At 70.0% G+C, this 18,784-nt stretch carries 13 protein-coding genes; 11 read left to right on the top strand and 2 right to left on the bottom strand.

What is annotated here, in order from left to right:
• Position 1: 1 nt before the first annotated feature.
• Together ffh and I5071_RS14440 are read right to left on the bottom strand one after the other, a co-directional pair.
• Positions 2-1,594 (bottom strand): signal recognition particle protein, encoded by a 1,593-nt coding sequence (ffh, locus tag I5071_RS14445; RefSeq protein ID WP_236606033.1) that lies wholly within the window; start codon positions 1,592-1,594, stop codon positions 2-4.
• A 73-nt stretch (positions 1,595-1,667) separates the two neighbouring features.
• Entirely contained in the window at positions 1,668-3,281 is a 1,614-nt protein-coding gene (locus I5071_RS14440; protein WP_236606032.1) for an RCC1 domain-containing protein, read from the bottom strand.
• Positions 3,282-3,413: 132 nt separating this feature from the next.
• Between I5071_RS14440 and I5071_RS14435 the strand changes: the two genes are divergently transcribed.
• From I5071_RS14435 to I5071_RS14385, 11 genes are all read left to right on the top strand, one after another.
• Positions 3,414-4,439, top strand: coding sequence for an inositol monophosphatase family protein (locus I5071_RS14435; RefSeq protein WP_236606031.1), 1,026 nt, complete (start codon positions 3,414-3,416; stop codon positions 4,437-4,439).
• A gap of 270 nt (positions 4,440-4,709) precedes the next feature.
• Positions 4,710-6,317 carry a GH3 family domain-containing protein gene (locus tag I5071_RS14430; RefSeq protein ID WP_236606030.1) on the top strand — a complete coding sequence of 536 codons (1,608 nt, stop codon included), beginning with the start codon at positions 4,710-4,712 and terminating at the stop codon, positions 6,315-6,317.
• 156 nt (positions 6,318-6,473) lie between these two features.
• Entirely contained in the window at positions 6,474-7,685 is a 1,212-nt protein-coding gene (locus I5071_RS14425) for an inositol-3-phosphate synthase (protein WP_236606029.1), read from the top strand.
• A 99-nt stretch (positions 7,686-7,784) separates the two neighbouring features.
• Positions 7,785-9,104 (top strand): DegT/DnrJ/EryC1/StrS family aminotransferase, encoded by a 1,320-nt coding sequence (locus I5071_RS14420; protein ID WP_236606028.1) that lies wholly within the window; start codon positions 7,785-7,787, stop codon positions 9,102-9,104.
• A 9-nt stretch (positions 9,105-9,113) separates the two neighbouring features.
• Positions 9,114-10,181, top strand: coding sequence for a flippase-like domain-containing protein (locus I5071_RS14415; protein ID WP_236606027.1), 1,068 nt, complete (start codon positions 9,114-9,116; stop codon positions 10,179-10,181).
• Positions 10,182-10,188: 7 nt separating this feature from the next.
• Complete coding sequence (locus tag I5071_RS14410; RefSeq protein WP_236606026.1) at positions 10,189-12,723, top strand: efflux RND transporter permease subunit; 2,535 nt, start codon at positions 10,189-10,191, stop codon at positions 12,721-12,723.
• Positions 12,724-12,745: 22 nt separating this feature from the next.
• Positions 12,746-14,236: an MlaD family protein gene (locus I5071_RS14405; protein WP_236606025.1), complete on the top strand. Its 1,491-nt coding sequence runs from the start codon at positions 12,746-12,748 to the stop codon at positions 14,234-14,236.
• Between the two features lie 259 nt (positions 14,237-14,495).
• Entirely contained in the window at positions 14,496-15,560 is a 1,065-nt protein-coding gene (locus tag I5071_RS14400) for a hypothetical protein (RefSeq protein WP_236606024.1), read from the top strand.
• 112 nt (positions 15,561-15,672) lie between these two features.
• Entirely contained in the window at positions 15,673-16,527 is an 855-nt protein-coding gene (locus I5071_RS14395) for an FHA domain-containing protein (RefSeq protein WP_236606023.1), read from the top strand.
• A gap of 119 nt (positions 16,528-16,646) precedes the next feature.
• On the top strand, positions 16,647-17,618 hold the full coding sequence (locus I5071_RS14390) for a CPBP family intramembrane glutamic endopeptidase (protein WP_236606022.1): 972 nt from the start codon (positions 16,647-16,649) through the stop codon (positions 17,616-17,618).
• A 10-nt stretch (positions 17,619-17,628) separates the two neighbouring features.
• A complete protein-coding gene (locus I5071_RS14385) occupies positions 17,629-18,744 on the top strand; it encodes an EAL domain-containing protein (protein WP_236606021.1) in 1,116 nt (371 codons plus the stop codon).
• The last annotated feature ends 40 nt before the right edge of the window (positions 18,745-18,784 follow it).

Here is an 18,784-nt window from a genome sequence, read left to right as displayed (position 1 = left end):
ATCACTTGCGCGACTTCTTGCGCGCCTGCTTCTGCAGCTTGCGCAGGTGCTTCTTCTTGGTCTTGTCGCCGGGCTTGATCGCCTTCGGACCGGCCGCGCCGCGCATCATCGCCGCCATCGGGCCTTCGCCCGCGACCGCCGCCTCGAGCAGCTGATCCGCGAGCGACGACATCATCGGGTTCGCCTCGAGACCGGTGGTGCGCACCATCTCGTTGAGGCGCTTGGACATCGCCATCTGCTTCATGCCGGGCAGGCGCTGGAGCAACCCGGCCTGCTGGCCGATGTCGCCCATCATCTGCTTCATGAACGAGAAGCGCTGGAGGAGATCGACGACCTCCTTGTCGGTGCGGCCCGAGCCCTTCGCGACGCGAAGGATGCGGCCCTTGTCCTTCGCGAACAGCTCGGGCTCGACGCGCTCGCGCTTCGTCATCGAGCTGACGATCGCCTCGGCGCGCTTGAGCTCCTTCTCGTCGACCTGGAAGCCCTCGGGCACGCTGTCGGCGAAGAAGGGCAGCTTCTCGAAGAGGTCCTGCAGCGGGCCCATCTTCTGGAGCATGCGGATCTGCTCCAGGAAGTCGTGGAGCGTGAAGCGCCCCTCGAGCATCCGCTTCGCGTCCTGCTCGGCCTTGTTCTGGTCGACGACGCCTTCGAAGTCCTTCATCAGGCCGACGACATCGCCGAAGCCGAGGATCCGGCTGGCCATGCCCTCGGGGCGGAACTCCTCGAGCTTGTCGAGGCCCTCGCCCATGCCGACGAACTTCACGGGCGCGCCCGTGACCTCGCGGATCGACAGCGCGGCGCCGCCGCGCGCGTCGCCGTCGAGCTTCGTCATCACCACGCCGGTGAGACCGAGGCGCTCGTGGAACGCGGCCGCCGTCTTCACGGCGTCCTGACCGATCATCGCGTCGACGACCATGAAGACGTTCTCCGCCTTCGTGTTCGTCTTGATCTGCTGGAGCTCGACCATCAGCGGCTCGTCGACCGCGAGACGGCCCGCCGTGTCGTAGATGATCACGTCGCGCTTGAGCTTGCGCGCGTGATCGATCGCCTTCGTGCAGATGTCGACGGGGCGACCACCGGGGATCGAGAACACCGGGATCGAGAGGCGCTCGCCGAGCACCTTGAGCTGCTCGATCGCGCCCGGGCGCTGCACGTCGGCCGCGACGAGGAGGGGCTTCTTCCCCTGCGACTCGAGCAGGCGCGCGAGCTTGCCGGTGGTCGTCGTCTTACCGGAGCCCTGGAGACCGACCATCATGATGCCGGTCGGCTGCGGGGCCTTGGCGTGGATGATCGCCGGGCCCTCGCTCTTCATCATGCCGACGAGCTCGTCCTGGCATGCCTTGATGAAGCGCTCGGCCGGGCCGATCTTGAGCTTCTTGCCCTTGGCCTCGACCTCGTTGGTGATCGTCTCGCCGATCACCGACTCCTTCACGCGGCCGAGGAATCGCTTCACGACGCCGAATTCGACGTCGGCCTCGAGCAGCGAGAGGCGCACGTCGCGGAGCGCCGGCTCGAGGTTCTCCTCGGTGAGCTCGGTCAGGCCCGCGAGACGGTTCCGCGCGGCGCGGAACCCCTTGGTCAAGGTCTCGAACATCGTCGGTCGGGCTGCCTAGCACGGCGCTCGCGCGCGCCGCAAGGGCGCGCGCGGCGGAATCAACGAGGAATTCTCACCAGCGCACGCGCACCGGTCCGCTGTGTCCCGCGCCGTCGCCCTGCGCGAGCTGACCCGCCGAATTGTCTCCCCAGCAGAGCACGTCTCCGTCGCTCACCACGCACCCCGTCCCGCCGTCGGTCGCGACCTGCGCGACGTCGCCCAGCATCGTCGGCCACATCGCGACCGCGCGGGTCGTGTCCAGGGTGCCCTCGGGATAGAAGCGCAAGAACGACGAAGGACGCCCCCAGCAGTACGCGCGCGACGGGCTGGTGTCGCTGCGCGCGCACGTGAGCTGATGATCGGCGCTCGACGCGCTCGCGAGATCGCGCAGCACCGCGCCACCGGTGATCACGCGCGCGGGCACTGCGAGCGTCGGCGTCGCGTCGCGCGAGTGGCCCCAGCACGTGATCACGGCGTCCGCGTCCTCGGCGCACGCGTGCTGACCACCGACCACGAGATCGATCACCGGCCCGATCCCGATCGACTCGACCGGCGCGGGCTGGGGATCGAACGCGTCGTCGGCCGGCGCGGGCTCGGCGCGACCGAGCTGGCGGAAGCGGTTCGATCCCCAGCACGACGCGACGCCGCTCTCGACCGAGCAGCTGAAGAACGCGCCCGCGCCGAAGCGGCTCGACGTCGGGCGATCGTCGATGCGCACCGGCGTCGGTCCGTCCGCGCCCTCCAGCTCGCCGCGCGTTCCGTCTCCCGCGCCGTAGATCCCGGCCGCGAGCTCGAACAAGAAGTGACTGCGTCCCGCGCGGATCGCGATCGCATCGCGCACCGGCTCTCCGTTCGGCGGGAGCTCGACGAGCGCGGGCGTGCGCGACAGCGGCTCGGGCGTGGGCCGCGCGCCCCAGCACTGGATGCTGCCGTCCTCCATCAGCGCGCACGAATAGCTGTCGCCCAGCGCGAGATCGACGGCGCGGCGACCCTCTTCGAAGGGCCGCACCTCGATGGGACGGGTGCGGCAGTACTCGACGCCGCACTCCGCGGTGTCGGGGCGCACGCCCGAGCTCTCGCCCGCGACGTCGCGTCCCCAGCACCACACGCGTCCCGCCTCGGTCACCGCGCACGCGTGCTGCCATCCGAGCCCGACGCGCCGCACCGGATCGCAGCCCGGTCCTCGGCACGTTCCACCGTCGATCCCCGCGTCGCTCGAGCCGCCGTCCGCGCCCGCGTCGTCGTCGTCACCGGTGCTCGCATCGACGCCCGCGTCGAGCTCGACGGGCATCCCGGCCTCCGGTCGCGCGCGCGGGTCCACGCAGATCGCCATGTCGAGCGCGGGCACGCTCCAGCACTGATCGCCCTGCGCGCAGTCGCCGTCATCCTCGCACCCGTTCACGCAGCGGCCCAGCGCGCAGCGCAGCCCGCCCTGGCACTGGGCGTCGCGCTCGCACGCGTCCTCGACGACCGAGCACGATCCCACGCCGCTCTCGTCGACCAGGCACATTGCGCCCGCGGGGCAGTCCACGCTCTGCTGGCACTCGGCGCGGCAGCGCCCGAAGCCGCACACCAGCCCCGACGGACAGTCGCTGTTGTACGAGCAGAGGCCGCCGAGCTGGAGATCCTCGGTGCAGCCCAGCGCGATCGCGAGCACCAGCGCACCCGCACGAAACCGGGAGATCATCGCGCGCGAGGGTAGCGAGCGAGACGCGCACCGTCACGACGAGGACGATGGACTCCCAATCCGGGACGCCACGACCTGCGGACTTGCAAAGTGCGAAGTGTGTTGCGCGCTTGTGCGTAGCGCCTTTCGCGTGTGACGCGCTCCACGTCGCCGGGGTTTCACACTGTGGACCCCGCGCTTCGTCGGGCGACGGAGCAATTTCCGGCCGATCAGCCGAAAAATGCGCACACCTCCGAGCACTGTACGCGTGTCCGGATCGCTGGCCCGTCCGTTGCTGATGAGCGCCGCGACTCCCCGATGACGCTCGACTCGAAGGACCTCGAGACCATCCTCCGCGACGCGCTGCCCGTGGCGCGCGCCGCGGCGAAGGTGCTCGCCGACCGATGGCGCGGCACCCCCGAGGTGCGATCGAAGTCGCGCAGCGATCTCGTCACCGACGCCGACCTCGCGAGCGAGTCGCTCATCCGCGAGCAGCTCGGCGCGCGCTTCCCGTCGCACGCGATCGTCGGCGAAGAAGGCGGAGGGGAGGGCGGCTCGCTCGTGTGGTTCGTCGACCCCCTCGACGGCACCACGAACTTCGCGCACGGGCATCCTTTCTTCTGTGTCTCGATGGCGCTCGTGCACGAGGGCGAGCCGGTCGTCGGGATCGTGATCGCGCCCGCGCTCTCGCTCGAGTGGTGCGCGACGCGCGGCGGCGGCGTCACCCGCAACGGCGCGCGCTGCCAGGTCTCGCAGACCACGCTGCTCGACGACGCGCTGCTCTCGACCGGATTTCCCTCCTGGCGCGCGAGCCGCGGCGACAACAACTACCGTGCGTTCCTCGCGCTCGACGCGGCGACGCACGGCGTGCGACGTTGCGGCGCCGGCGCGATCGAGATCGCGATGGTCGCCGACGGATCGTACGACGCGTTCTGGGACCTCGGCCTGAAGCCGTGGGACGTCGCCGCGAGCACGCTCTTCGTGCGCGAAGCGGGCGGCCTGGTCACGGACTTCGACGGATCGCCGGTCGCGCTCGACGCCGGTCGCATCCTCGCGAGCAACGCTCGCCTGCACGCTCGTCTGTCGCGCGCGCTCGCGGGCGACGTGTCGCTGCCGCCGATCGACGGGGTCGAGCATCGCGCGGGGCCTCACTTGCGGAGACCCGGAGAAATGGGATAGTCGCCCGCTTTCTTGCGGGCGGATTCTTGGGCATTGCGCTGATCGCTCGTGGTTCGAGCGCGGCGTCGACAGGACCGAGACGGTTGGCGCATTCGCGCCGGTGGGGCTAGACCCGCGCGCCGCCCGGGCCTCGAGAAGGGCAGCGCCTCTAGAGGGCAGAGCCGAGAGGGCCAGATGGAAGCACGCAGCACGATCGATTCGAGCGCGGTGTCCGATTCGAGCGCGGTGTCAGCCTCGTTGCACGGGACCAAGGTGCCCAACGGCCACCACGTGGACACGCGACCCGTCGATCACCAGGCCCCGCGCGCGCTGAAGCGCAGCGCGTACCCGCGCAGCGTCGGCCAGGCGCTCCTCATGGCCGCCCGCGTGCGCGTCGCGCTCTGGGATCGCGCGCTGCGCAACGTCGAAGAGGTGCAGACCAAGCAGCTGCGCCGCATCGTCGACCACGCGAAGAACACGACGTTCGGTCGTCGCCACGGCTTCGCCGACATTCGCTCGTGGGAGCAGTTCGCGGCGCGCGTGCCGGTCGGCGACTACGACTCGCACTCGCCGGCGTTCGAGGCGATGCGCACGGGCGAGACCGGCATCCTCGTCCCCGAGAAGATCAAGTACTTCGGCAACTCGAGCGGCAGCTCGACCAAGGGCAAGCCGAAGTTCCTCCCGATCGCCGAGCGCCAGGTCGCGTTCCAGCGCGGCAGCGCGGCGGACTCGATGTACCGCTATCTCGTCTGGCGCGGCGAGGACGACTTCACGAGCGGCTACACGCTCGGGCTCTTCCCGCCGACGACGATGCGCAAGGAAGGCCCCGTCTTCATCACGACGAATCCGTCGCTGCAGTCGGTGAAGATGCCCGCCTTCACCAAGGTCTGTCAGATCCCCGAGCCCGAGATCCGCGAGATCGCGGACTACGACTACAAGCTCGAGCGCATCGCGGACCGCTACCTCGATCACGACGTGCGCGCGGTCGCGGGCACGACCTGCTGGTTCTCGATCCTGTTCGACAAGCTGCTCGCGGCGGCGGCGCGTCGCGGTCGCAAGGCCGACTCGGTGCGCGACCTCTGGCCGAACCTGCGCGTGCTCGTCGGCGGTGGCGTGAGCGCCGATCCGTACATGCCCGTCATCCGCGAGCGCATGGGCCGCGACGACGTGGTGCTCGTCGACACCTACAACGCGACCGAGGGCGGCATCTTCGCGTGCAGCGATCACAGCGGTGAGCGCGGCATGCTGATGATCCCGGATCGCGGCGTGTTCTACGAGTTCGTGCCGGTCGAGGACGCGAGCGACCTGACGAACATCGGGCCGTGGGCGCGCCGCGTGCCGCTCTGGGGCGTGGAGAAGGACAAGCTCTACGCGATCCACGTCACGACGGTGTCGGGTCTCTACTCGTATCGCCTCGGCGATCTCGTGCGCTTCACGTCGACCGACCCGTATCGCGTCGAGTTCGCGGGCCGCGTCAGCGGGTGCCTCTCGACGACGCAGGAGCTCACGACGCACGTCGAGATCCAGCGCGCGGTCGAGCACGCGCTCACCGCGATCCCCGCGACGACCGTCGACTACGGCTGCGCCGCGGACGTCGGCGTGAACGGCACCGCGCGCTCGCGCTACGTGCTCTTCGCCGAGTTCGAGCCGGGCCACGCCCCCGCCGATCTGCAGGCGTTCGCCCGCGCGTTCGACGAGGGTCTCTGCCAGCAGAACCGCGTCTACCGCGAGCACCGCAAGGACGACGTCGGCATCTTCGCGCCCGAGCTCGTCGCGCTGCCGCCCGGCTCGGTGAAGCGCTTCATGAAGGACATCGGGAACACCAGCGTACAGAGCAAGTTCCCGCGCATCCTCGACGACGAGCGCAAGCAGCTCCTGCGCACCTACGTGCAGAGCTGATTTTCGAGCCAAGCACGGGCCCGCAGCCGAGCCAAAGGCTGCGCCCGGGCCTTCGCGAGCACGCCGCTCGCTCTCACCGGTGACCGCGGTCTTCGCGAAGACTCGACGCCGCGAACACGAACGAAGTACGCGAGAGAAGGAACAGAGGAAGAAGACATGGGTAAGAAGCTCGGAGTCGTGATCGTCGGCGTCAACGGCGCCGTCGCCTCCACCGTCATCGCGGGTGTGGAGCTGATGGTCCGCGGCCTGGTGCCGCGCGTCGGCATGCTCACGGAGCCCGGCAACCCCGCGCCCGGCGAGCAGATCCTCGACCACCTCTCGTTCACGGCGCTCGAGGACATCGTCTTCGGCGGCTGGGACCTGCAGTTCAGCGACGTCTACGCGGCCACGAAGCACCACGGCGTGCTGCCCGACGCGCAGCTCGATCAGGTCAAGGACAAGCTCCAGGCGATCAAGCCGTGGCCGGCCGTGTTCAGCGGTGAGTACGCCGCGAACGCGAAGGGCGACAACATCGTCAAGGTCAAGAACTTCCGCGAGGAGCTCGCCCACATCGAGAAGACCATCACGGACTTCAAGAAGGCGAACAACTGCGAGACCGTGGTGATGGTCAACCTCGCGTCGACCGAGCGCTACCAGGAGCTCCTCGACGTCCACAAGACGCTCGCGGCGTTCGAGAAGGGCCTCGACGAGAACCACTCGGCGATCGCGCCCGCGATGCGCTACTTCTACGTCGCGAACAAGCTCGGCGTCCCGTACTGCAACTTCGCGCCGTCGCTCACGAACATCCCGGCGCTGCAGGAGCAGGCGAACGAGCTCCGCAACCCGTACTGCGGCATGGACGGCAAGACCGGCCAGACGCTGCTCAAGACGGCGCTCGCGTCGATGTTCCGCCTGCGCAACCTCAAGGTCGTCGGCTGGTACTCGGTCAACTTCCTCGGCAACAACGACGGTCTCGTGCTGGACAACCCGGCGTCGAACAAGACCAAGGTGCTGTCGAAGGCGGCCGTGCTCGACTCGATCGTCGGCTACCGCGTCGAGAACCACCAGGTCCACATCCACTACTACAAGCCCCGCGGCGACGCGAAGGAAGCTTGGGACAACATCGACATCGGCGGCTTCTGCGGCGTGCCGATGCAGATGAAGATCAACTTCCTCTGCCAGGACTCGATCCTCGCGGCCCCGCTGGTCCTCGACATGGTCCGCCTCGTCGAGGTCGCGAAGGCGCGCGGCGAGAAGGGCATCCAGCGCCAGCTCTCGATCTACTTCAAGTCGCCGTACACCGGCGAGGGCGAGAAGGCGGAGCACGACGTCTTCGAGCAGGAGCGCATGCTCATGAAGTGGTGCCGCGAGCACGCGGACAAGAAGTGATCGGATAGCGAGCTCTCCGCAGCTCGCCGTGAATTACGGGCCCGTCTGCGTCATCGTGGACGGGCCCGTTCGTCTCTCCAGCCCCGGAACGAGGTCTCGATGAGCAAGTTGGCGGTTCTCGGTGGGTCGCCGGTGATCGATCGGAATCGACACGGCAAGTGGCCGGTCGTCGACGACGACTGCCGCAAGGCCGTGATGGCCGTGCTCGATCGTGGTGTGATGAGCGGCTCGGAAGCGCCGGAAGCGCGCGCGTTCCAGGAAGAGTTCGCCGCGTTCCAGGGCGCCAAGCACGCGCTGCTCACGCACTCGGGCACGAGCGCGCTGCAGGTCGCGATCGGCGCGCTCGGCATCGGCGAGGGCGACGAGGTGATCATCCCCGCGTACTCGTTCGTCGCGACCGCGCTCGCGATCGTGTCGCAGGGCGCGATCCCGATCTTCGTCGACGTCGGTGAGGACGGGAACCTCGACGCGTCGAAGCTCGAGGCCGCGATCTCGCCGCGTACCAAGGCGATCATGCCGGTGCACGTGCACGGCATGCCGGCGGATCTCGACGCGATCGCGAAGATCGTGAAGCCGCGCGGCATCGCGATCATCGAGGACGCGGCGCAGGCCCACGGCGCGACCTACGGCGGCAAGAAGGTCGGCACCTACGACGCGGGCAGCGGGTTCTCGCTGCAGTCGAGCAAGAACCTCTCGGCCGGTGAGGGCGGCGTCTACGTCACGAACGACGAGGACGCGCTCGACCGTGCGAACAAGATCCGCAACTTCGCGCAGAACCTCGCGCGCGTCGGCACCGGCAAGTGGAACGCGGAGCGTCCGCTCGACGGCAGCACGCACGTCTCGACCGGCATCGGCTCGATGTACCGCGGCAACGAGATGATGGCCGCGTTCGCGCGCGCGCAGCTGCGCAAGCTGCCGGAGCGCACCGCGCGCTCGCAGGAGAACGGGCTGCGGCTCGGCAAGGCGCTCGCGCAGCTGCCGGGCGTCACGCCTCCCATCGTTCCCGCGAATCGAACGACGGTGTTCCATAAGTACCGCGTATGGATCGATCCCGTCGCGGCGGGCGTCGATCTCAGCCCGACCGAGATGCGCGATGCGGTGCGCAAGGCGCTCGCGGCCGAAGGCTGCGAGGTCGTGATGTGGCAGAGCGATCCGATGCCTGCGTACCCGGTGTTCCAGGATCTGCGCGGCTACGGGAAGGGCTTCCCGTGGAGCGCGGGCGATCTCGATCGCGTGAAGGCCAACTATGGCGCCGAGAACTTCCCGACGTCGCGTCGCCTGCTCGACTCGTCGATCGTGCTCTTCTCGCAGACGTGCCCGCTGATCGCGCAGGACGCGGCGACGGTCGACGCGTACGCCGACGCGTTCCGGAAGATCTGGGAGCACCGCGCCGATCTCGTGCAGGTCGCGAAGGGCTGACGAGCCGAGATGAGCGCGCCCGATTCGGATCCCGCAGCGCCCTCGATGACCGCCGGCTCGACGGAGAAGCAGGGGAGCGCGCGCTGGCGTTGGATCAAGCGGATCGGGCGCGCGCTGCTCTTCGTGCTCGGCGTCACCGCGGTCGTGCTGCTGGTGCGCGAGGCGGGGCCCGATCGTGTGCTCGAGACGCTGGTGCAGGCGGGCCCGTGGATCCCGCTGATCGTGCTGCTCGAGTGCTGCTTCATGGGCATGGACGTGGTCGCGCTGCGCGGGCTGATGGGCGAGCGCGGAAGGCGCGTGCCGGTCGCGGTGTGGGTGCGCACCGCGTTCCTGCAGTACGGCGTGATGCAGCTGCTGCCCGCGGGGCGCGCGGGCGGTGAGGTCGCGCGTGCGGCCGGGCTCTCGCCGTACGTCGGTGGCGCGGCGCGCGCGGCCGCGGCGGCGACGCGCCTCCAGGCCGCGACGTTGCTGGGCAACACGATCATCTCGATCCCGTGCGCGATCGGCGTCGCGCTCGCGGTCGACGTGCCGGTCGCGGAGAGCCCGCTCTTCTGGGCGATCATCGGCAACGGCCTCATCACCGCGGTGATCGGCGGGGCGATCGTGCTGGCGAGCCGCAAGTCGTCGCTCGGCGAGTGGCTCGGGCGTCGCGTGCCGATGCTCGCGGCGCACGGGACGAGCTTCGATGCGGCGCTGCGTCAGGACACGCCGTGGTCGCCCGCGATCGTCGCGACCGCGATCGGGCGTGCGTTCCAGACGCTGCAGTACGGGCTCATCCTGCTCGCGGTCGGTGGCTCGCTCACGATCGTGAGCGCGCTCGTGTCGCAGGGCATCCACCTCGTGGGCGCGGGCATGGGCGACATGGTGCCGAACCAGGTCGGCATCACCGAGGGCGCGTATCGCCTCTTCGCGCCCGCGCTGGGCCTCGAGCACGAAGCGGCGCGGGCCATCGGCATTGCGCTGGTCGCGCGCATCTGCCAGTTCTCGCTCGCCGGTACGTGCCTGATCGTGAGCGCACTGTGGAAGGCGAGCCCGGCCGACGTCGCGGTCGACGACGGCGCGACCGTCGAGCCTTGAGGGCGCGATGAGCTGGGCGCGCGTCGCGCGCGCGCAGCACGCGCGGCCGTGGGGCTTCGTCGTCGTCGCGCTGCTGCTGTCGATCGGCGCGCTGCCGCTGGTCGCGCAGCTCGAGCTCGACAGCGACTTCCAGGCGCTGCTGCCCGAGCACGCGCAGTCGGTGCGCGACCTCGACGAGATCCGCGCGCGCTTCGGCGGCACCTCGACGCTCGCGCTCGCGATCACCGCGAGCGAGGGCGCCGACGTGCGCGAGGCGCGCGATCTCGCGCGTGCGCTCGCGCCCCGCATCGAGGGGATGGACGCGCTCCAGGTCGCGTCGGTCGACTGGAACGTCGCGGACTTCGAGCGCTTCGTCTCGGCGCATCGCCACCTCTACGCGGATCTCGACGATCTCGTCGCGATCCGCGACGCGCTGCAGGAGCGGCTCGACTGGGAGCGCGCGCGCGCGAACCCGTTCTTCATCGATCTCGGCGACGAGGCGCCGCCCGATCCCGAGGCCGTGATCGATCGCATCCAGCGCGACGCGGACGAAGCGCGCCGCGCGATGGATCGTTTCCCCGAGGGCTTCTACCAGCACCCCGAGCGCGCGATCGTCTTCCTCTTCGTGCGCACCGGGATCCGCGGGGGCGAGAGCGGCGCGATCGATCGGCTGATCGCCGCGATCGAGCGCGAGGCCGACGACGTCCGGGGCACGCGCGCGAGCGCGTCGCGCAGCGCGGGCACGAGCGTCGGCTGGGAGTCGGGCACGCTGCGCATCGACTACGGCGGCGACCTGATGGACGTCCGCGAGGAGAACGAAGCGCTCAAGGAGGCGGTGCAGGACTCGACGATCGTGACGGTCGTCCTGCTGCTCGCGTCGATCTTCGTCTTCTTCATGCGATGGCGCGCCGCGCCGCTGCTGCTCGCGACGCTGATCGCGCCCACGCTCGTGACCTTCGCGGCGGCGGAGCTCGTCGTCGACTACCTCAACGCGTCGAGCGCGTTCCTCGGCTCGATCATCGTCGGCAACGGCGTGAACTCGAGCGTCATGTGGCTCGGCCGCTACTTCGAGGAGCGCCGCGCGGGGCGCGACGTGCCGAGCGCGATCCGCGCGACGCACGAGGGCACGTGGGCGGGCACGTTCGCCGCCGCGCTCGCGGCGTCGCTCGCGTACGGCTCGCTGCTCGTGACCGACTACCGCGGCTTCCGGGACTTCGGGTTCATCGGCGCGCTCGGCATGATGCTCTGCTGGGTCGCCGCGTACGCGGTGCTCCCGGTGCTCGTGGTGATCACCGAGCGCTGGCGCCCGATGGTGTTCGGCGAGAGCGAGAAGCGCCTCAAGGGCGTGTACGGCGTGCTCTTCGCGAAGCTCGCGCTCGATCGTCCGCGCGCGATGCTGGTCGTGTGCGCGGTGCTCTCGATCGTGTCGGCGATCGGCGTGGGGCTCGCGGTCGCGGGCGATCCGCTCGAGTACGACTTCCGCAATCTTCAGGCGGAGCGCGGCGAGGAGAGCCGCGTGTCGCAGGTCAACGCGTGGATGGGCGAGACCGTCGAGGAGACGCGCACCGGGAGCGCCCTCGCGATCCTCGCGCCCACCCGCGACGACGTCGCGTCGTTGCGCGCGCAGCTCGAGCGCTACGGCGAGAACCATCCGAACGTGATCGGCGCGGTGCGCACGATCGAGGATCTGATGCCGCGCGATCAGGACGCGAAGCGTCCGGTGATCGGCGAGCTGCGGCGGCTGCTCCTCGAGGTGCGGCCCTACGTGAGCGAGGCGCGACGGCGACAGATCGACGAGCAGCTCCCGCCCGAGCGCGTCGATCCGGTGCGCGTCGAGGATCTGCCCGCGAGCGTGTCGCGCCCCTTCATGGAGCGCGACGGAACGCTCGGTCGCCTCGTGTTCGTCGAGCACGCCGAGGGCCGCGACACGTGGGACGGCCGCTACATGATCGAGTGGTCGAGCGCGGTCCGCTCGGCGCGCACCGAGGACGGCGCACGCCCCGCGGTGGCCGGGGTCGCGGTCGTGTTCTCCGATCTGCTCCAGACGATCTTCGAGGACGGCCCGCAGGCGATCGGCGCGTCGTTCCTGGCGACGATGATCCTCCTGCTCTTCACGTTCCGGCGGCAGCGCGAGCGCGTGCTCGCGCTCGTCTCGATGTTCGCGGGCGTGCTCTGGATGACCGGCCTCCTCGCGGCGACCGGGGCGCGCCTCAACTTCCTCAACATGATCGCGTTCCCGATCACGTTCGGCATCGGCGTCGAGTACGGCGTGAACTACGTGAAGCGTTTCCTCGAGGAGAAGGACGCGCGTGGCGACGGCGTGAGCGCGGTGCGCGCGGCGCTGGAGGGCGCCGGCGGCGCGGTGATCCTCTGCTCACTCACCACGCTGATCGGCTACATCTCGCTCTACACGTCGGCGAACCGCGCGCTCAACTCGTTCGGGCTCGCGATGTCGCTCGGCGAGGTGACGTGCTTGATCTCGTCGCTCCTCGCACTGCCCGCGGTGCTCCACCTGCTCGAGTCGCGTGCCCGCAAAGGCGACGCTCGCGGCGGAGTAGAATAGAGTTGCTCCGCTTCCTTCCCGCATGCGCGATCAGCTGAAAGCCGCCCGTGTCGGGGCGCTCGTCGTCGCAGCGCTCGTCGCGGCGTTCCTCGTGTACCGCGCGGTCGACGAGTCGAGCTCGCGCGGCGGCGGCTATCGCGTCTACGCGCTCTTCAACGACGCTCAAGGCCTGATCACGAAGTCGCGCGTGACGATCGCCGGCATCACCGTGGGCCGCATCGAGCGCATCACGCTCCAGGGCGCGCAGGCGCGCGTCGACATGGTCATCGACGACGACGTCGAGCTCTACGAGGACGCCAGCGTGCGTCGCGTCTCGGCATCGCTCCTCGGCGAGTACCTGCTCGCGATCCATCCCGGCACCCCGACCCAGCCGCGCCTCCACGACGGCGATCGGATCATGGTCGTCGAAGAGACGCCGGGGATGGGCGACATCATGACCGACGTCGGTGCGATCGCGAGCTCGGTGCGCGCGGTCTCCGCGCAGCTCGAACGAAGCTTCGGCACCGACGAAGCGGGCCAACAGATGGCCAGCGCGCTACGGAACCTATCCGAGGCGCTGGAGGCCGTGAACCGCACGATCCGCGCGAACGAGGAGTCGGTCGGCGCGACGCTGCAGAACATCGAGGCGATCACCGCCGACGCGCGCCCGCTGCTCGAGGAGATCCTGCGCGACATCCAGCGCGTCACCGAGGACATCCGCGAGGTCGTCGAGGCGAACCAGGCCGACATCGATCAGGGCGTCGGCGAGGTCGACGACACCATCGCGTCGATCCACCGCGCGAGCGAGCAGCTCGAGCTGGTGCTCGCGGACGTCGGCGAGATCACCGAGCGCACCGCGGCCGGTGAAGGAACGCTGGGCCGGCTCACCACCGACGAGCACCTGATCGACGAGGTCGAGACGACGGTCGAGGGCGTCAGCGACGTGCTCGGCAGCTTCGTCCGCCTGCGCACGATCATGGAGCTGCGCAGCGAGTACAATTTCCTCGCGAACACGTTCAAGAACTACTTCTCCATCCGCATCCTGCCGCGCGAGGGGCGCTACTTCCTCGTGCAGCTGATCGACGATCCGCGCGGCCGCACGACGGTCACGACGACGCAGGTGCGGCGCAGCCCGCCGCCCGAGGGCGAGCCCGAGTTCTACGAAGAGACGCGCATCACCACGAGCGAGCAGCTGGTGTTCACGCTGATGCTCGCGCAGCGCGTCTACTTCGCGACGTTCCGCTTCGGCATCCTCGAGTCGAGCGGTGGTCTCGGCGTGGATCTGAACTTCTTCGACGAGCGGCTCGAGATCAACGCCGACATCTTCCAGTTCGGGTACTCGCAGTTCCCGCGCGTGCGCGTGCGCGCGTCGTTCGAGCTGGTGTCGAGCCTCTACATCCTCGGCGGTGTCGACGACTTCCTGAACGAGAGGACGGTCGACATCTTCCTCGGCGCGATGCTGCGCTTCGACGACGAGGACCTCGCGAACCTGTTCCCGTTCTTCGGCGGCGCGGTCGGCGGCCTCGGGAATTGACCATCGGCTCGCCCACGTCGGTCGCTTCCGTCCGCGCGCGATGCGCGCTCCCGTGCGCGCCCCCGCGTGCGAGCACTCCTGTCCAGAATTGACGGCCAATCCCGCGCGGCGTCGCGGGTCCATGAATCTCGTCCTCGTGCGCTTCGTCGCAGGCCGACGCGGGCACGGGGCTGTTTCACGCGCGCGACGGCGTGTATGCTGCCGCGCCGAGGTGTGTTCATGGCTCGCGGACTCACCGCCGCGAGCGACGGAGGACGGGATGCGGTCGCATCGTCGAAGGCTTCTGGTCGGTCTCGCGCTCGTGAGCTGCGTCGCGAGCATCGCGGCATCGCTCTTCGTCGCGGAGGACGCGGAGGCGCAGCGCGGGCGTCGAGGTCGAGGCAGCCGTCGTGGCGCGGCCGCGGCAGCGCCCGAAGAGGCGCCGCAGAGCGCGGCCATCGCGCCGGCGCTCGGTGACCTGCGCTGGGGCATGACCCCCGAGGAGACCTTCAACCACCTCAAGGGACAGGTGGAGACGGGCTACCGCGAGCGCCTGCAGAAGGCGGCGCGCACCGACGCGATCCAGGAGGATCGCCTGCGCGGGCAGATGCAGGAGGAGACGCGCCGTCTCCGCTCCAGCTACGTGCGCTTCCGCGGTCAGGCGAGCGGCTGGGACACCGCGTTCATCCGCGACGAGTTCACGCACGGCAACAACGAGTCGATGATGCTCTGGCGCGACGAGGCCACGCACTCGCAGCGCTTCTACTTCTTCATCAACGACCGCCTGTGGAAGGTTTTCCAGGCGTTCGACGCGTCGGTGTTCGCGGGCGCGACGTTCGATCAGTTCTCGGAGGCGATCCAGGGCCGTTTCGGTCGCGGCGTGCAGCGCAGCGGCGCGCTCGTCGAGGGCAGGGCGCCCGCGCAGTGGATCGAGTGGCAGGACACGTCGACGCGCCTGCGCGCGATCGATCAGACCCGCTTCTACGGGTTCTTCTGCCTGGTGTTCGAGGACAAGGGGACGCTGCAGCAGCTCCCGCAGCTGCGCACGCACACCGTGCAGCGCGGTGGTGACGGCCACGCGCTGGTCGACTCGGTGACGCGCGAAGAGGATGCGCAGCCGGGCGGCAGCGAGAGCGCGAGCGATCGCCACGCGGACGTCGCGGATCGCATCACCGGTCAGATCCGTCGTCGTCAGGACGCGCCCGCCGAGGGCGCCGCGACCGCGTCGAGCACGTCGTCGAGTGGATCGAGCTCGTCGTCGAGCTCGGGCGCGTCGACGAGCGGATCGGGCTCGTCGCAGCGCCGCGGCGATCCCGACGATCCGTTCGCCGGCATGGATCTCTGACGCGACGCATCAGCGTCCGGAACGACGAGACCCGCGCGGAGCTCCGCGCGGGTTTTCGTCTTTACCCCCGAAGTCGCGCTGAACTATCCTGCAGGCCGCGCTCGAGGTGCTTGTGCCCCGTTTTCGGCTGCGATTCCTGCTACAGGAGTTCGATCTCGTCGGCCCCGAGGTGGTGATCGGCCGCAGCCCGGATTGTCACATCACCATCGAGGATCCGCTGATCTCGCGTCGTCACGCGCGTGTGGTGATCCACGACGACACCGCGACGGTGCAGGACCTCGGCAGCCGCAACGGCGTGCGGGTGAACGGCCGCCTCATCAAGGGCGAGCAGGTGCTCCGCGAGGGCGACCGGATCCGCATCGGCACCCAGGAGCTCGTCTTCGCGGTGGTGCGCGCGGAGCAGCGCGCGGCGCGTCCGACCGGGTACATGCGGGTCTGCCACTCGTGCAACACGCCGTACCCCGAGGGCTCGCCGCAGTGCCCGCACTGCGGTGCGCCGCCGGCGAGCGAAGAAGACACGATGAGCGGCGTGATGGTCGAGCCGAAGCGCAGCTGGACGTTCCAGCTGCTCGGCGAGGTCATCGAGCGCGCGCTCGCGTCGGGCAAGGCGCTCGAGGCGGAGCGGCTCATGCGTCGCGCGGCGAAGGAGGTCGACGAGCGCCTCGCCGCGGGCGAGCGCCTCGATCCCGCGCACGTGTCGATGATCGCGCAGTTCGCGGTGCGCCTCGCGCGGCTCGTCGGCGGCTCGGAGTGGGTCGCGTGGGTGCTCACGCTGCATCGCCGCCAGGGCATGATGCTGAGCGATGACGTGATCGATCGGATCGAAGAGGTCGATCTCGACGCGTTCCCCGACGCGAAGGCGGTGCTCGACGGCTACCTCGCGTGGTTCCGATCGCAGCACGCGGGCGCGGGGCCGAGCCCCGATTTCGCGCGCCTCACGCGCCTCGAGCAGCTGCGCAGAGGCTGATCGTCCCCGGGGCTGCGCGCCCCCTGTCGACCCCCGACTGCGCGCGGGTCCCCGACCCGCTTCGACGCGCGACGATCGCGCACGGGTCGATCGGGCCGCGCGGGTCTATGCTCGCGCGCGTGTCCTTCCTCGCGCGTGCGGCCTGGCCGATCTGGAACGCGGAAGAGCGACGTCTGCGTGCGCTGGTGCGCCTCGCGATCTTCACCGCGCTCGTGCTCGTGGTGCTCGTCGCGACGGGGACGCTCGGGTCGTGGCTCGGCGGCTCGCTCGGTGCGCGCGCGGTGGGGTTCGGCACCCAGGTGCTCGGCGTGATCGCGGTCGGCGCGTTCTGCGCGTGGGCCCTCGATCGACGTCCGGTTCGCGCGCTCGGGATCTCGCCACGCCCCGGGTACCTCGTCGATCTGCTCTTCGGCGTGGTGCTCGGTGCGATCTGCATGGGCGCGATCGCGGTGCTCGAGGTCGCGCTCGGGTGGGGCGCCTACGCGCTTCGCCACGAGAGCGACGAGGCGCTCGTCGCGGCCGCGCCCGCGTTCGGCTCGACGCTCACCGTGTTCGTCGCGGTCGCGCTGATCGAGGAGATCGTGTTCCGCGGCTACCCGGTGCCGAACCTGCGCGAGATGTTGCCGCGCGCGATGCGCCCCGACGTCGCGATCACGATCGCGGTCGTGATCTCGTCGCTCGTCTTCGGCGTCGCGCACGCGATGAACCCCAACGCGAGCGTGATCGCGACCGCGTACATCGCGTTCGGCGGGCTCTTCCTCGTGCTCGGGCTCGTGGTGCAGGGCGATCTCGCGATCCCGATCGGCGCGCACCTCGGGTGGAACCTGTTCCAGAACCTCTTCGGCATGCAGGTGAGCGGGCAGACGTGGCTCGACGAGGGCGCGCTGCTGCGGCGCGACGAGCTCGGGCCGGACATCGCGACCGGCGGCGCGTTCGGGCCCGAGGCCGGTCTCGAGGGGCTCGGCGCGATGGTGCTCGGCATCGTGCTCACGCTCGCGTGGCTGCGGGTGCGCGGCGGTCCCCTACGCATCCATCCGACCTGGGTGTCGGGGCGAGGCACGATGGCGACGTCCACCAGGAAAACGCACTAGAATGGGCCGCGTGAGCGACGCTGAGGCGGACGACGCGGGCGAATCGGTGCCCTGGCTCGAGCACCGCGCCGCGGAGGACGAGGACCCGATCCGCATCACGCTCGAGCGGCTGCCGTTCCGCATCGGGCGCGCGGCCGAGGCCGACTTCGTGATCCACTCGACGCGCGTCTCGAAGGAGCACGCGGAGATCGATCGTCGCCGCAACACGTGGGTCGTGCGCGATCTCGGCAGCCGCAACGGCACGTTCGTCAACGGCGAGCGGGTGACCGAGCCGCGACGGCTGCGCCCCGGCGACGTGGTGCACGTCGCGAATCGCGCGTTCTCGTTCCACCTCGGGCGCCCGAGCGCGCAGCGCGACGACGCGACCGTGCTGGGCACGAGCGGCGGCGATCTCGTGGGCGTGCGCGACCTCGCGCTCGCGATCTCGCAGCGTCGAGTCCACGCGGTCTTCCAGCCGATCGTCGATCTCGCGACGGGCGCGCTGCGCGGCTACGAGTGCCTCGGTCGCTGCGACGTGCCGAGGGAGATCGGTGAGCCGCCACGCTCGATCGGCGAGCTCTTCCGCAGCGCCGAGGCCCAGGGCCGCGCGGCGGAGCTGAGCCGTCTCCTGCGCGAGGTGCAGCTCGCGGACGCGCCGCTGCTCGCGGGCGAGGGGCTGCGCTTCTTCCTCAACGTGCATCCCGCGGAGCTCGAGGACGACACGTTGATCGACGCGCTCGCGGAGGCCTCGCAGCGCGTGGGCCAGGGGCGCCTCACGGTGATCGAGGTGCACGAGAGCACGATCACCGATCTCGCGGCGATGGGCCGGCTGCGCGAGCGATTGCGCGAGCGCGCGATCGAGATCGCGTACGACGACTTCGGCGCGGGTCAGTCGCGCTTGCGCGAGCTGGCGGAGGTGCCGCCGGACTTCATCAAGCTCGATCTCTCGCTGGTGCGCGACATCGATCAGAGCCCGGCGCGCCGTGATCTCGTGGCGGCGCTGACGCGAGTGATGCGCGACCTCGGGATCCGGGTGCTCGCGGAGGGGATCGAGACGCAGGGCGAGCGGGACGTGTGTCTCGAGATCGGGTGCGAGCTGGGGCAGGGCTATCTGATTGCTCGGCCTGCTCGGGTCTCGCGGCGTTGAGGGCCGCACCCACACCGAAGCCTCTCCGCGCGCGGCCTCC

The sequence above is a fragment of the Sandaracinus amylolyticus genome (assembly GCF_021631985.1).
Classification (GTDB): Bacteria; Myxococcota_A; Polyangia; order Polyangiales; family Sandaracinaceae; genus Sandaracinus; species Sandaracinus amylolyticus_A.
Note: the sequence above shows the minus strand (reverse complement) of the source record. Positions and strands in the feature narration are given on the sequence as shown.

What these genes read in the sequence shown, in the direction of transcription:
- I5071_RS14425 (WP_236606029.1), top strand. Translation starts at nt 6,474, where the DNA reads ATGGGTAAGAAGCTCGGAGTCGTGATCGTCGGCGTCAACGGCGCCGTC.
- I5071_RS14400 (WP_236606024.1), top strand. Translation starts at nt 14,496, where the DNA reads ATGCGGTCGCATCGTCGAAGGCTTCTGGTCGGTCTCGCGCTCGTGAGC.
- I5071_RS14440 (WP_236606032.1), bottom strand. Translation starts at nt 3,281, where the DNA reads ATGATCTCCCGGTTTCGTGCGGGTGCGCTGGTGCTCGCGATCGCGCTG.
- I5071_RS14410 (WP_236606026.1), top strand. Translation starts at nt 10,189, where the DNA reads ATGAGCTGGGCGCGCGTCGCGCGCGCGCAGCACGCGCGGCCGTGGGGC.
- I5071_RS14420 (WP_236606028.1), top strand. Translation starts at nt 7,785, where the DNA reads ATGAGCAAGTTGGCGGTTCTCGGTGGGTCGCCGGTGATCGATCGGAAT.
- I5071_RS14415 (WP_236606027.1), top strand. Translation starts at nt 9,114, where the DNA reads ATGAGCGCGCCCGATTCGGATCCCGCAGCGCCCTCGATGACCGCCGGC.
- I5071_RS14405 (WP_236606025.1), top strand. Translation starts at nt 12,746, where the DNA reads ATGCGCGATCAGCTGAAAGCCGCCCGTGTCGGGGCGCTCGTCGTCGCA.
- ffh (WP_236606033.1), bottom strand. Translation starts at nt 1,594, where the DNA reads ATGTTCGAGACCTTGACCAAGGGGTTCCGCGCCGCGCGGAACCGTCTC.